Here is a 14,446-nt window from a genome sequence, read left to right as displayed (position 1 = left end):
GATCAGGCGTGGATCGCGTTGGCGGGGATGCCGAGGCCCCCGAGGGCCTGCGTGATGCCGGAACTGAAGGCCGGTTCCGAGAACCTCGCGGCGTGGGCCGACAGCCCGGCCGGGTCAACGTGGTCCATCCCCTCGGCTTCGAACCGTTCGACCGCTGCCACCAACGCATCGGCACTTTGCTCGCCAAAGAGCAGCCCGGTCTTGCCATCAATCACCGTGTCCAGCGCACCACCGCGCCCATAGGCGATGACCGGACGCCCGGAGGCCATGACTTCGACCGGGACGATCCCGAAATCCTCCTCGCCGGGAAAGATGAGCGCCTTGGCCCGCGCCATGTGCCCGCGCAGCACATCGAAAGGGACGTGTCCGAGAAACGTGATGTTGTCCTTCGCTTTGCCTTGCAGCGCGTTGACCGACGACACCGGGCCACCGATCACCACCAGCTTGCGCCCCAACCTGTTGAACGCCTCGACCGCCATGTCGGGCCGTTTGTAGGGCGCCAGCTCTCCGGCCCAAAGGTAGAAATCCCCCAACTCGTGTGACGCGACCGGCGCGAATTCCTCCACCGCGACCGGCGGGTACACGATCTCCGCTTCCCGGCGCCAGTACTTGTTGATGCGCGCAGCGACGTGGGTCGAGTTGGCGACAAAGCCGTCAACCCGCGCAGCGCTGGTGACGTCCCACTGGCGCAACCTGTGGGCCATGTGCGGCATGAGCATCCGTGTCAGTCGCCCGGCACCATCCCGGTAGGTGTGATACTGGTCCCAGAGGTAACGCATAGGTGAGTGGCAATAGCACAGGTGCGGTGCCTCGGGCGGGGCGATGACCCCCTTCGCCGGTCCGCTCTCCGAACTGATCACCAGGTCGAAACCGCTCAGGTCGAGCTGCTCCAGCGCGCGGGGCATGAAGGGTAGGTATTTCTGGTAGAGTTTCGGCGCCATCGGCAGATTCGCGACAAAGCTGGTGTGAATTCTGTGGCGCCGAAGGGTCGGGCTCAGCTTCTCTGGCACGACCACATGGGTAAAGATCTCCGCCTGCGGAAACATCCGGCAGAGTGATTCCAGCACCTTTTCCCCGCCGCGCATCCCAACCAGCCAATAGTGGATCAACGCAACGCGGGGCGGTCGGGCGCCGAGGCTCCACACTGCGGGCACAGGGGGCGTCGTGCCGGGCAGGCCAGAGTCAGGCGGCATTGTAGGTGTAGCTTTCGATATGGGATTCGGGGCTCTTGCTCGGGTCGACCATCGTCAACGCGGTGCCGGCCAACTCCAGTCGCATCTCGCCGATTGCGGCAAGGCCTTCCGCGACCGCATTGCGAGGTGTCTGCCCCCAGCGCACCAGCATCACCCGTGTATCGACAACCTGCGCAACGACCAGCGCATCCGAGACCGCCAGCAACGCCGGCGCATCCACCAGAACCACGTCATAGACCCGTTTCAGTTCGTCGATCACAGGTCGCAGCACTTCCGCCGAGAGCTTGTCGGCGGCGTCCGGATGCGATCCCGTGGCGACAAGGAAGTCGAAGCCGAACTCAGGGTCGGTGTAGACCGCCTGGTCCAGTGCGCAGTCGCCGCGGACGAAATCGGCGAGGTCACAGTCGATGTCCCAGCCAAACTCTTTCTGCATCGTGGACCGGCGAAGGTCGCAATCGACGACGCAGACGGACTTTCCGGCCAGCACCGACATCTGCGCCAGCGCCAGGGTCGTCGTGGTCTTGCCCTCTCCGGGAGCGTTCGACAGCAACAACACGGAGCGCGCGCCTTCCTTTCCTCCGCGCATCAGCAACGCGGTGCGCAAGTGCCGGATGCGCTCTCCGTAGAGGCTGTAGGGATCGTCTCGCAGCGTCCGTGTGGCCGTGAGCAGACCGCTGTCCGCCCAGTCCTGAAGCGGGATCGAGGCAAGCACAGGCAGACCGGTACCGCCCTCCAGTTCGCGGCCGGAGCGGAAGGTCTGCGCCGTCATCTCCAGGAAGAACACGATCCCCAGCCCGATCGCGCCCCCCAGCATGGCGCCGAGCGCGCCCAGTAGTTTGGGTCGCGGTGCGGACGGCTTGCCGGGCATCACCGCGCGCTCGATCAGCTTTGCGTCCGGTTCCTGCAATTGCTCCTGGGTGCGGGTTTCCGTCAGGCGCGAGAGGAGCGACTCGTAGTTGCCCCGCGCAGCGGCGGCCTCGCGTTCCAGCTGGCGCAGGCCGAGGGAGTTCTGGGAGATCGAGAGGATGCGTTCTTCCAGCAACGCGATCCCTTCCTGAAGGGAGTCTTCGCGGATCCGCGCGATCTCCAGATCATTGCGGCGGACGTCCAGGATCTTTTTCACTTCGGCGACAATGTCGGCGTCCAGCCGCGCCATTTTTGCCTTGATGCGCAGGCGTTCCACGTGGGTCTCGTCATATCGCTCGGCCCAATTGTCATCCTGCCGGACAAGCTCGATCCGCTCTTCATTGAGTTTCTCGATCAGCGGCGAGGAGACGATCCTGGATGCGGCTGAATACCCGCCCGTTTCGATGACCGAGGCCAGTTGCTCGTGCAGCGCCTCCGTCGTGGCCCGGTCCGAGCGTGCTTCGATCAATTGGCCAGCAAGGTTTGCAAGCTGCTGTGTTGCTGTGTCGAGCGTGCTGCCGTCGGCCATCAGGCTGCGGGCACGATAGGCCGCGACCTTGGTTTCGGCCTCTTCGACCTCCAGTCGCAACTCGTCCACGCGCGCTTCCAGCCAGGATGTCGCACGTTTCGCCGTGTCCCGCCGACCGGAGATCTGGTTTCCGATGTAGGTGTCGGCGATGGAATTGGCGATCCTTGCCGCCATCGCCGCCTCGCCGTTCTCGACCTTGATGCCGATTACGTAGCTTTCGCCCTCGCGGTAGACGTCGAGGTCCTTGCGGATCATCCACACCAAGTGTTGGGTCATGTTTTCTTCGGCCCGGGCAATGGCCCCGGTGTCGCCGAGGGCGCGGGCCTCGGCCAGAGGGGCGGCGGTCTCCGGCGCCATGGCAGCCATTTCGTCCAGACCGATGCTGCCGATCACCTCTCGCAAAAGGACGTTGGACCGCAGCACCGCAGCCTCGCCGTTGACCACCTGCTCAGAGAGGTCGAGGTCCTGAACCACCTCCTCGTTGGTGATGATCTGCGCCTTGCGCGGGTCCAGCATGACCTTCGAGACAGCCGTGTAGGTCGGGGGCAGGAGGCTGACGATTGCCCAGGTCAGCACCGACAGCCCGATGGCGCAGCCCATGATCAGCCAGCGCCTGCGCCAGATCATGTGGCCCAGCCCGCGCAGGTCGACGCTGTCGGCGTCGACGGGCGGCGCCGGGCGGCGCTGACCTGGGGCAGATGAAAGCTCGACCGGTGTGATCCTGCTGTTCATTGTCGCTGTTTCTCCCGGGATGCGCGGCGGTACTCGTCCCGGCCCCCGACTGGCGGTGGATCGTCCGAAATGCCCGATCCTGTCCCGCAACCAAGCCGCAGCCGACACTCACGGCGCGTCCTGGGTCCATACTCCATCACATCCCGTCCGGATGGATTATCCGAAGGGTCGCTCCCACCAGATGAAGGATCGCAGGTCGGTCGGCAAAGTCAAACCTGGACAGGTTTTTGACAGATTTCACGGGCTGTTCGGGGACAATCCGCCTGCGGCTAGTGCATTGTGCCAAACGGGCGGGAAATCGACAGCTTCAGCGTCTCAAACGTGGCAATGATTCGACCACCGCCCCCCGGGACAATCCGGCGGCCAGCCCGGCGAGGGCGAAGAAGACCTTTCCAAGATCAGGCGTCGCCGTGGTCAGCAGCGCCGAGACGAACAGCGCCGCGCATCCGGCCTTCAGACCACGGATCGTGGCGACCCGTTCCGCCGGGTCCGGCGGGGCCGGAAGCCGGACAATCGAGATCAGGAAGGCGAGGAAGACGCCGGTGCCGATGATCCCGATGCTTCCCAGGCAGGCCAGCAGCCAGTTTGACGCGCGCATCGACCCCAGACCCGCTCCCATGTAGCGGGTTTCAGTGAAATTCACCCAGGCCTGGGCGTTCCAGCTCATCCGCTCGACACCGGAGGAGGTCTCCAGCTTGTCGAAGAGTGCGCGATCAAGGTAGGTCGTGACCGGGTCCACCAGCTGATAGGCGGCAATCAGGCCGAGCGCTCCGACCCAGACCAACAGACCCAGAACGGCAGCGATCGAAACCGAGCGTCGTTCGGCGGTGCGGCGCAGGTTGGCTACCAGCAGAAATAGGGCGAAGCTCATGCCGAAGGCGATTGCGGCCACATAGGCCGCCGAGGATGTCGAGCGCAGCAGCACAAGCGTCGACGCCGCGAGCATCCAGGCACCGCGTTTCGAGCCGGGACTGGCGAGCCAGTATTGCAGCCAGAACCCGAAGAGCCCAAGCGTGTAGTAGCCAAAGGCGGAAGCCTCCGGGAAGCCACCGATCATGCGCTTTAGCCCGGCCATCCGCACGTCGACCAGCATGGCATAATTGGCGGTACGGATGGGGTCCAGAAGTTCGGACATCCCGATGGCGTAGGTTGCGACATCGAGCCAGCCGAGCGTGAAGTGAATGACGGTGGCAATGCTCAGCGCGCCGATCACCAGCCCGTGTTCAGGGCGACGGCGCAACAGGGTGGCGAGCGCGTAGAAGGTGATGAAGCCCAATGTCATCCGGAAAAGCTGCGTGATGTTTCCCGTGCCGGGGCGCAACGGCCGAGAGACGATCCCGGTTGTGTTGTCCTTGCGGGCGATGCCGAAGACTTCGGTCTCTCCGGCAAAAAGGCGCGGAAGAAAGAGCGCCGCAACCACGCAGCACAGCGCCAGCAGCAACAACCAGAACCCGGGTTGAAAGGCGCGCATGGACCCCACGAGCCGGGATGGGCCCTCCGGCATCAGCAGCACGAGGGCGAGCAGCGTCAGCGCTGCGAGGTCGGTCACGCTGATGGTCGCACCACCAACCGCCGGCAAGTTGAAAGCCGCAGCTGCCCCGAACGGCGTCAGGGCGAAGAACACGGCAATGGAACCATAGGGGCCACGGATCACCATCAGCAGCACGGCCGCGAGGGCCAGAAAGGTGGAGGGAACGATTTCCATTCGGGTGGGACGGGATCCGGTTTGGCTGCTGCCGTTTCGGGGCACCATACCAGCCACGCGCTGTTTGGCGAGACGCGGGCTTGAAGTGGGCCCGGAGGTTCGGCAGGCTTGCCACATCTCCAGCCACAGGAAATGTGCCGCGTGCGTCTCGTACTCTCCGCTCTACTCGCCTCTTCGTTTGCCACGGCGGCCTTCGCAGACCCGGCCATCGCGCCAACGCTCGGGGCTGCCTCGAATTTCGGGCAAGGGTGGCAGCCTCGGATGCTTCAGGCGGCGCTGGACGCAGGCATACGCGATTTCCGCGACGCAGTGTACTGGGACCGTGTGGAGCGCGCGCCGGGTGAGTATGTCTTCGACACTCAGGAAACGCTCTGGCCCGACAGGTTGCCGGCGGCCGGGGCTGGGACCAGCCTGACGGTCAACAACGGCCATTCGGCCCATGACGGAGGGGCAACGCCCCACAGCCCCGCGGCGGTGGAAGCCTTCGCCGCCCACGCGGCGGCCACCGCCCTCCGTTTCCCGGCGATCCATTCGGTGGAGGTCGGCAACGAGTTCAATAGCGCGAATTTCGTCTCGGGCCCGGTCAAAGACGGATCGCTGCAAGAACGGGCGGAGGCCTATGTGGCACTCCTTCGAGCGACGGAGGCCGCCGTGCGCACCGAGCGTCCGAACGTCCGGATTCTCGGTGGCGGTGTGCACTCGATCCCGGCGGGGTACCTCGCGATGGTGGCGGACCTCGGTGGAGCGGATCTGATGGATGCGCTGGTCGTGCACCCCTATTCCACGCCTCCGGAGCAATTCGCGCGCCAGGTTGGCGTTTTGCGATGGCAGCCCGCGTGGTCGGACATGCCACTCGAAGTGACCGAGTTCGGCGATACCAACCCCGAGACCGCGCCCGGCTATCTGCTGCGATACTATTGCCAGATGGCGGTTTCCGGTGTGGAACGGGTGATCTGGTACGCGCTCAACGATCGGGGCGACGGTCATGTGCCGCTGATTTCTCCCCGCGGGAAGGTCACGGAAACGGGGCGAACCTGGCAGCAGATCGCAAGGCGCATGGCGGGGCGGGAGGTCGTGGCCTTCGAGCCGGACCCCTACACCTACGGGTGTCGCTTTGGCGACGAAGTGCTGGTGATCTGGGGCGCACCGCGTCGTGTCTCCGCTTCGGACAGCGTGGCGTTTCTTGGACCTGCCGGTGATCCCGAGGAGGGGCCGCATACACTGTCCGCCACCGATCCGCTGGTTTTGGTCGCGACGGAGGGGAGTGTCCTCGCCGATCCGCAGTTTGCGCCACAGCCGCTCCTCGCGGATTCGTTTCACGACTATCGCTATCCCCATGAAGGGGACCCGCATCCCGATGCCGACCCGTTCCGCCGCTATGTCCTTCGCGGCAGGGAGGTTCCGCTGCTTACCCGCCCCGGCCAGGAGCGGGGAGGTGTGCCGTGGGTGCCCTACCGGGCGGCGGCGGATGACCCGATGGTGCGACTGACGGCGGAAACCCTGTTGCCGGGGGGCACGGGCGAGCGGCCCGCCGAAATCGTCCACCTCTGGGAAGCCGGTCTCGACCGCGTGATCGACCTCGGGATCGACCTCTCTCCTGCCGCACGCAGCGACGATGGCGTGACCCTGCGCGTGGCGCTCAACGGGCAGCTGCTCCACGAACAGATCGTGGCGGAGCCACTGGAATGGCGCCTTGATGGGCTGGCGGTGAAGGACGGCGACCGGTTGGAGATTGCCGTTGGGCCGAACCGGACCGCGACAGGCGATGTTACGCAGTACCGTTTCCGGATTTGGCGGGCAGGAGAGCAAGCAGACCGGTAATCGCCGCGCGCGTTTCCGCGATCAGCGCGACGTGAACCTGCCGGTCGATACCCGTATCAAGTGCAGCGGTCACCGTCGTCGCAATTTGCTCGGGGCGGGTTGCCGGTGGCATGAAATGCTCGGCGCAATGGCAGGCCTCCAGAAAGCTCGCGACTTTCGCGTCCCAGCCAAGGCCTACGATCGGAAGGCCGTAGCTGTAGGCCACGATACAGGCGTGCAGCCTGTGCGCCACGACGCCCCCGAGGTCTCGGATCGTTTCGGCCAGCATGGTAGGGGTCTCGGGGACCGGCGCGACCTCAATCCGGCCGTCCCGCCGGGCGGGTGCGAGCGCGGGCTCCCCGGCCAGTCGGACCAACGCCGCGCGGTCCTCCACCGCCCCATTGCAGAACAGCCGGAGGTCATGTCCCTCGGCCAGAAGCGCCAGCGCGAGATCGCGAAAGAACCCGGGCGCGCCGGATGCCGCGTGGCCTTCGGCGTGGTAGCGCAGAAGCGTGGGGTCGGTGACGCAGAGCCCGATGCGTCCGGACCGGGTCGTCGTTGGGCCGTAACAATCCGCCGCAAGCAGGCCGGGGTCGCGGGTGAGCACGGTTTGCGGGGCGCGTGCGCCCATGTGTGCCTGCCAGACGGCGCGCGACCGCGCGTCCCGCAACCCGACCTGCCGAAGATCGCCCTCATAGACGTTGCAGAACAGGTCTTTGCCGCGCGGGCTCCAGTTGTCGGAGGCCCCGACGGCATGAACTGCCACAGGGCAGCCGGCCATACGGGCGCAATCGGCGGCGGCGGCGACCTTCAACGGGAAGTTCAGATCCGCATCCGACATCAGTTGCCCCCCCCCAATGATTGCCAGATCGGCCCCGCTCAGGGCGTCTGTCCAGCGGGGCGTGACACGGTCCAGAAGCCTACCGAGGCGGGCCGCGACCAGCCGTTGACGAAGCGACTGCGGCAGGGAGGCAAGTATCCTCAGCGCCAGCCCCCGGTTGCGCACCACCACGTCACCAAAACTCTCTCGCCCCGACAGGTCGAGCGCAAGCACCTCTGCGCCCGGCGCCTGCCGCGATAGCTCGAAAAGCAGGCAGTCGGAGATGATCCCGTCGCCGACGTTCGGGCTGTAGGGCAGGCCAAATTGCACGATCTTCATTGGGCGCTCCCGCTCGATCCGCGCGTACCCTACCGCGCGAGCCGCCGGCCGTGGGAGCAAAAAGAAGGCAATTTCAGGAAGCTGTGGGCAGTGCAGCCGAATTGCGCTAGTCACGTTGAAGCTGTGCAACCGTGGAGCCCCGTAGCAATGGCGCCGGACCGTGTAGTCGTGATCAACGATTCCAGCCTGGCGCGCGGCGGCGCAACGGGGCTGGCGCTGCTGTCGGTGCAAATGCTGGCGCAGTGCGGCCAGAGGGTCCAGTTCATCTGCGGTGACGCCGCCGGAGAGGTCGCCGGTGCCGAGGATGTGCTGTCGCTCGGCCGGGCGCGGCTGCGCGAGGGGGCGGCGCTCTCGGCACTGCGCCGGGGTGTCTATGATGCCGAAGCGCGGGACATGGTTGCCGGGTGGATCGAGCGCAATGACAACCCCGGAACCGTCTATCACCTGCACGGCTGGGCCCAGATCCTGTCGCCTGCGGTTCTGGATGCGCTGGCACCTGTGGCCGCGCGGACGCTGCTGCACGCCCACGACATGTTCCTTGCCTGCCCGAATGGTGCCTATATGGACTATGTCGACGATCGTCCCTGCGAGCGGGTGCCGATGTCTGTGCGATGCATCACGACGAACTGCGACCGGCGGTCCTATCCTCAAAAACTCTGGCGCGTGGCTCGGCAGAGACAGCTTCGCAAGGCGCTGGACTGGGAGCGGCGCCCCTGGGGCGGGGTGGCGATGATCCATCCGGCCATGCGGGAAATGCTGGAACGCGGTGGCGTGCCCGGCGACAAGCTCTTCACGCAACGCAACCCGGCCTCCGCGTGGTGTGCGGAGCGGGTCCAGGCGGAGGCCAACGACGGGCTGCTCTATGTGGGGCGGCTTCGCGGAGAGAAAGGGGTCGTGGAACTGGCCCGGGCTGCGCGTCAGGCGGGGATGCCTCTCACGGCGATCGGCGAGGGGCCGCAGGGCGACATCCTCGCCCGGGAGTTTCCGGAAGTGGCGCGCCCGGGCTGGCTCGATGCCGCCGGTATCGCGGAGCATGCGCGGCGCGCGCGCGGGCTGGTGATGCCTTCGCTGACCCGGGAACCCTTCGGGTTGGTTGCGGCGGAGGCCTCGGCCAGCGGGCTGCCCGTGATCCTGCCGACCACCGCGCTGATGTCCGGGGAGGTCAACGCCCTGTCGCTCGGGTTCTCCTACAACGGCTCCGATCCTCAGGGGCTTGCCGGAGCCTTGCAGCGCCTTCGCGATCTTGCGGCGGACGAAACCAGGGCGATGAGTGAGCGCGCTTTCTCCCGGAGGACGCCGCTGGCGGCAACGCCTGAGGCGTGGATCGACGGTCTGCTTGCAACCTATGAACGGCTTATTGCGGGGCACTGACAAAGCACTGACAAAAAAACGGGCCCCGACCGGGACCCGTTTTCTCGTTCTGGAGGCGAGCTTAGATGCCGCCGGGTTTCAGCCGCCGGAATGTCCGCTTCACGACCGGCATCTGGCTGAGGACGAGCGCGACATTCAGCGCCAGCAGGATGGCGGCGCCGGGACGGGTCCAGAATGTGCTCAGGTCGCCGTCAGAGAGGTAGAGCGAGCGCCGGAAGGTCTCGTCGAAGAGCGGCCCGAGGATGACCCCGATCACCAGCGGGGCGATTGGATAGTGCATCTTTCCCATGGCATAGGCGACGAAGCCGACGCAGAGCATGAGGTAGAGATCGTTGATCCCGCCGCCGACGGAGAAGGAGCCGATGGTGGTCAGCACCATCACGACCGGCAGGAAGATCGTCTGCGGAATGCGCAGCACGTTGATGAAGACCCGCGCCGTCAGCAGACCCATGATCGCCATGGTTGCGGCGGCCATGACGAGGATCGCAACCACGTGCAGGATCAACTGCGGGTCGATGGTCGGCCCGGGGATCACGTTGTTGATCTTCAGCGCGCCGAGCAGGGCTGCGGCGGGGGGCGAGCCTGGAATGCCGAGCACGAGCAGCGGGATCAACGCACCGCCGATGGCCGCGTTGTTGGCGGCCTCCGCAGAAAGCAGACCGTTGATCGAGCCCTTGCCGAACTGGTCGCCATCCTTGCAAACGGCCTTGCCCACACCGTAGGAGACCCAACCGGCCACGTCTTCGCCGACGCCGGGCAATGCGCCGACGCCAGTGCCGATGACACCCGAGCGGGCGATGGTCGGGAAACGCTTCATCACCGTGCCGACGCGGGGCACGATCTTGCCCACGTCTACGGCCTGACCGACCGAGCCCGCAGCCCGCATCCCGTCCATGATCTGCGGCACGGCGAATGCTCCCATCAGCACAGGCACAACCTGGAAGCCGGACATCAGGTAGGACCACCCGAAGGTGTAGCGAGTCTCGCTGAGGATCGGATCGAGTCCGACCATGGCCATCGCCAACCCGATCAACCCGCTGATCCAGCCCTTGAGAACAAGATCCTTGCTCATCAGGGTGCCGGAAAGGAGGATCCCGAAGAGGGCGAGCAGGGCCTTTTCCGGGCTGGCGATGTTCTTGGAGATCATCAGCAACAGCCAGACGAACACGAGCAAGAAGCTGGTGCCGATCAGCGTGCCGATGAAGCTGGAGGTCGTCGTCATCCCTAGCGCCTCGCCCCCGCGCCCCTTCTTCGCCAGCGGGTGGCCGTCCATCGCGGTGGCCGCCGAGGCCGCCGTGCCCGGGATGTTCAGGAGAATGGACGGGTATGAGCCGCCGTAGATCGCGCCGACATAGGCGCCGATCAGGGCGATGAGGGACTGCTCAAGCGGAAACTTGTTTCCGAAGAAGCCGGTGAGGATGGTGACGGCGAGTGTGGCCGTCAATCCTGGCAGGGCGCCGAAGATGATGCCGAGAAAGACGGAGGCGATCAGGTAGGGATAGGTGATCGGATCCGACGCGAGGTGAACCAGCGCATCCCAGAAACCGCTGACCTGTGCGAAGAAGAACTCCATGTCACTTGCTCCACATCGGTTTCAGGGTGACGTAGTAGTGGTATTCGATCTGACTGAAGAGCAGCCCGGCACGGTTCGGCACGTTCTGCCGGAAGCCGAAAGCCATCGCGAGCACCAGCACCAATGGCACCAGCACGGCCATCCACGGGGCAATGCGGATCGCATATTCACTGCGGTGACGGAGAAGCGTGTAGATCGTCAGGCCAGCCCAGAGGGCGAGCGTCACCCAGTCGTCGTCGTGGGGTTTGGCCCATTGGGACTGCGGGAAGTTCATGACGAGCGCATAGAGCCCGGCCGCTGCCACCACCGCAGCGGCAATCTTCATGCGGTCCCGGTGGCCGTCGTGAAACCCGTAGACCAGCGCCGATATCAGCAGCGCGGAACAGATGACGAAGTCAACGCGGGGGACCAGCGCGAAGATGTAGAAGAAGAGGATGATGGCGATACTGCCCATCCGCACGATCTCGTTCCGCTCCCAACCGACGCCTGCGCCGTGCAGCGCACGCTCTGCGCCGCCATCCTTGATGGAGATCGCGAGCAAGCCCAGCGAACAAAGCAGCATGAGGCCGAAGATGCCGTAGGGGACGACGGCGGCGGAGTTGAACCAGTCACCGGAGGCAACGCCGGCAGTCTGGGTATCGAAGAAGGGGATGTGCGTGGTACGCCAGAGAAAGAAGACGGACAGGGCGATAAGGATCAGCGATGTCCAGAAGTCTCGCGCCCGCAGGGCGGTCTTGTCTTCCATGTTCGCTCCTGGAAACGAGGAGCGGGGCCGCAAGGGCCCCGCTCCGTTGGTTGCGACTTAAGGCTTCTCGATACCCAGCGTGGCCGGGTCGACCTTGGCGGCGCCAAGCTCGTGCAGGGTCCAGGCAAAGGTGCTTTCCAGTTTCGAGAACAGGGCAGTGGCTTCGTCGCCATACTGACCGCCCACGTCGTAGTAGTTCTCCGCCGCCCAGGTGGCGACGGTCTCGCCGGCGATGGCCTTTTCGAACGCGGCGCCAAGCGCGGCCTTCACATCGTCGGAGGCCGATGCGTGCACCGCGAACCCGATGGCCTGCTTGAGCGGCAGGTACTTGTCCAGGCCGTCAAAGCTGTCGAAGGCCGAGGGGATTTCCATGTCGCCGATCTTTGCGGATTCGGGCGTCAGGGTCGCCAGGGGCTTCAACTCGCCGCCGAGGATCAGCGGCGCCTGCTCGGCGAGAGAGGTCACGACCAGCGCGACTTCACCGGCAAGCGCGGCTTCCTGACCCGGTGCCGATCCCTTGTAGGGGACGAACTTGAAGGTCGCACCTGAGCCTTGCTCGATGGCGAGCAGGTTCAGGTGGTGAATGGAGCCTGCGCCAGAGGCGGCGGCCGGGATCGAGCCGGGCTCGGCCTTGGCGGCTTCAACCAGTTCTTCGATCGTGTTGTAGGGCGAGTCCTTGCCGACCGAGATCAGGTCCGGCGAACCGCCGACGATGAACGGGTACCAGAAGTCGAACTTCTTGTCCCAGCCACCCTGAACGGCGGCGGTGACGTTGGATTCGGACAGGCCGACCAGCGTGTAGCCATCGTCTGGCTGGTTCATCACGTAGACCATGCCGTTGGAGCCTGCGACCCCGCCGGTCTGGTTGATCACGTTGATGGAGACAGGAAGCTCCTTTTCCATCTCGGCCATGATCATCCGGTTGATTGTGTCGGTGCCGCCACCGGCACCCCAGACGACTGCGGTGGTGATGTCGCGGAACGGATAGTCTTGCGCATATGCGCTCCCGGTCATCGCGATCGCTGCGACGAGTCCGGTCAGTGCGAGTTTCATGATTCTCCTCCCAGAAAGTGAAGACGCACCATGATTGTGCATTGGTTTACGTATACATTCAAACACTAACTTTGCGCATGTGTCCGAGTTGCCGAGTGAAAAGCACTGTCTGGGCAACCGTTCGATTGAGGTTAAGATACTGTTTTATATTTGAAATTTTCAATTTCGTGCGGCCGCCCCGGCGGCGCAGCGGCAATTTGAACCATGCAGGTATTTTTCGGGAGCAGGCGGACAATGGGGTCCGATTGCGCTGCGGTGCGGCGGGAACGAAACCGGAATGCACCCGGATCCAGCATCGGGCGGGCCCCCGCACGACGCAAGACCCGCCCTGATGGCCTCTCTACTTGCCGACAGGTTCCGGCGAGGGGTGCTCTTTCGTGGACGATGAACCGCCCTTGTCGCTGCGGGCCTTGGAACGCATGCCGCGGCTCGCGGAGATCTTGTGGTCGCCGGTGAAGGCTTCGTGGTTCTTTTCCGTCGCGGCTCGATCATACAGGTAGTTGACCATCAGACCGCTCGACTGTTTCAACCCGTTGGGGCTGGTGTCGGCGCCGAAGTGTACGTCGTGAAGGATGGCGCCGTTGCCGAGGTGGAAGCGGGCGACCGGGTCACGCGGGAAGCCGTCGGGGCGCTTTGCCTCAAGAAGGTATCGCGCGGCCATGGCTTCGGCTTCGTTCCGTGTGGCGGTGCCGTCGAGGATGCGGGCAGCCTTCGCGTCCCCCTCCAGTGTTCGAAGCCAGCGGTTAAGGCCCGGGATCGGCGACAGCGTGACGAAGGTCGACAGGTTGGGCAGTTCCTGGCTGAGTTCCATCACCACCTGCTTGATCAGGAAATTGCCGAAGGAGACGCCCTGAAGGCCCTTCTGGCAGTTGGAGATCGAATAGAAGACCGCGGTATTCGCCTCCTCTGCCTTGAGCTCTTCTCGGTCCTCCTCCAGCAAGCCCTGAATCGAGCCGGGAATGCCCTTGGTCAGAGCGACCTCCACAAAGATCAGCGGTTCATCCGGCATCGTCGGGTGGAAGAAGGCAAAGCAACGGCGGTCCTGCGGGTGCAGGCGGCGGCGCAGATCGTCCCAATCGTGGATCTCGTGCACGGCCTCGTAGGCGACGATCTTCTCCAGCAGGGTCGCGGATGTGTTCCAGTCGATCTGCTCGATCCGGAGGAACCCGCGGTTGAACCAGCTGCGCAGCAGGTGGACGAAATCCATGTCGGTGCGCTTCAGTTCCGGATGCTCCTTGACCATTCCCAGCAGGTCGATGCGGGAGGCCACCATCTCCGCCGTCGCGCCCGGGGCCTGGTGGAGCCGGCGAAACAGTTCTTGGCGTTGCGGCTCTGCCTCGCGGACCAGGGCGGTGAAGTTCTCGATGCTGGGGTCTTCGGCATAGGCCTGGGCGATGCCGGCGACTCTCGGAGCGTCCACGTCCAGTTTCTCGTTCAGGAAGGTGAAGAAGGCGCGTTTCTGCTCGGGCTTCATTGCCTTGTATTTTTGCAGGATCGTGGAGGCGAGCCGAATGCCGGAGACCTCGCCCGTGCTGGACAGAAGCGCCATGCACAGATCCTCGATCGAGCGGCGTTCCGAGCTGCTGAGAGGCCAGCGACCGACGCCGTAGAGATTGGACAACAGGTCGCCGAGAAAACTGGTTCGGGCCATGGGGTTCCCTTTTCGATATCCGGTGTCGG

The 14,446-nt window shown here is 64.9% G+C and carries 10 protein-coding genes; 2 read left to right on the top strand and 8 right to left on the bottom strand.

Features of this window, described 5'->3' with window-relative positions:
- Nucleotides 1-2 precede the first annotated feature (2 nt).
- The 3 genes from CLV78_RS07075 to CLV78_RS07065 all read right to left on the bottom strand — a co-directional run bounded on the left by CLV78_RS07075 (nt 3) and on the right by CLV78_RS07065 (nt 5,065).
- Nucleotides 3-1,193, bottom strand: a complete 1,191-nt coding sequence (locus CLV78_RS07075) for a glycosyltransferase (protein ID WP_106204087.1) — start codon at nt 1,191-1,193, stop codon at nt 3-5.
- Complete coding sequence (locus CLV78_RS07070) at nt 1,183-3,360, bottom strand: GumC family protein (protein ID WP_106204086.1); 2,178 nt, start codon at nt 3,358-3,360, stop codon at nt 1,183-1,185. The genes CLV78_RS07075 and CLV78_RS07070 overlap by 11 nt, the downstream gene beginning before the upstream one ends.
- Nucleotides 3,361-3,667: 307 nt before the next feature.
- Nucleotides 3,668-5,065: a hypothetical protein gene (locus CLV78_RS07065; RefSeq protein WP_106204085.1), complete on the bottom strand. Its 1,398-nt coding sequence runs from the start codon at nt 5,063-5,065 to the stop codon at nt 3,668-3,670.
- A 141-nt stretch (nt 5,066-5,206) separates the two neighbouring features.
- Between CLV78_RS07065 and CLV78_RS07060 the strand changes: the two genes are divergently transcribed.
- Nucleotides 5,207-6,886: a glycoside hydrolase 5 family protein gene (locus CLV78_RS07060; protein WP_106204084.1), complete on the top strand. Its 1,680-nt coding sequence runs from the start codon at nt 5,207-5,209 to the stop codon at nt 6,884-6,886.
- Here the strand turns inward: CLV78_RS07060 and CLV78_RS07055 are convergent.
- The gene (locus CLV78_RS07055) at nt 6,834-8,024 is read right to left on the bottom strand and encodes a polysaccharide pyruvyl transferase family protein (RefSeq protein WP_106204083.1); all 1,191 of its coding nucleotides are present in this window, start codon (nt 8,022-8,024) and stop codon (nt 6,834-6,836) included. The two genes, CLV78_RS07060 and CLV78_RS07055, sit on opposite strands and share 53 nt — an antisense overlap.
- Nucleotides 8,025-8,171: 147 nt before the next feature.
- On the opposite strand from CLV78_RS07055, the gene CLV78_RS07050 reads away from it, so the two are divergent.
- Complete coding sequence (locus CLV78_RS07050) at nt 8,172-9,395, top strand: glycosyltransferase family 4 protein (RefSeq protein ID WP_106204082.1); 1,224 nt, start codon at nt 8,172-8,174, stop codon at nt 9,393-9,395.
- A 61-nt stretch (nt 9,396-9,456) separates the two neighbouring features.
- On the opposite strand, the gene CLV78_RS07045 is transcribed toward CLV78_RS07050, so the two are convergent.
- From CLV78_RS07045 to CLV78_RS07030, 4 genes are all read right to left on the bottom strand, one after another.
- Nucleotides 9,457-10,968, bottom strand: coding sequence for a tripartite tricarboxylate transporter permease (locus CLV78_RS07045; protein WP_106204081.1), 1,512 nt, complete (start codon nt 10,966-10,968; stop codon nt 9,457-9,459).
- A 1-nt stretch (nt 10,969) separates the two neighbouring features.
- Complete coding sequence (locus CLV78_RS07040) at nt 10,970-11,713, bottom strand: tripartite tricarboxylate transporter TctB family protein (RefSeq protein WP_106204080.1); 744 nt, start codon at nt 11,711-11,713, stop codon at nt 10,970-10,972.
- 57 nt (nt 11,714-11,770) lie between these two features.
- A complete protein-coding gene (locus CLV78_RS07035) occupies nt 11,771-12,766 on the bottom strand; it encodes a Bug family tripartite tricarboxylate transporter substrate binding protein (RefSeq protein ID WP_106204079.1) in 996 nt (331 codons plus the stop codon).
- Between the two features lie 340 nt (nt 12,767-13,106).
- Nucleotides 13,107-14,417 carry a malonyl-CoA decarboxylase gene (locus CLV78_RS07030; protein ID WP_106204078.1) on the bottom strand — a complete coding sequence of 437 codons (1,311 nt, stop codon included), beginning with the start codon at nt 14,415-14,417 and terminating at the stop codon, nt 13,107-13,109.
- Nucleotides 14,418-14,446 lie beyond the last annotated feature (29 nt).

It is taken from the genome of Aliiruegeria haliotis (genome assembly GCF_003003255.1).
Taxonomy (GTDB): Bacteria; Pseudomonadota; Alphaproteobacteria; order Rhodobacterales; family Rhodobacteraceae; genus Tropicimonas; species Tropicimonas haliotis.
This window is presented reverse-complemented; position numbering and strand designations above follow the sequence as displayed.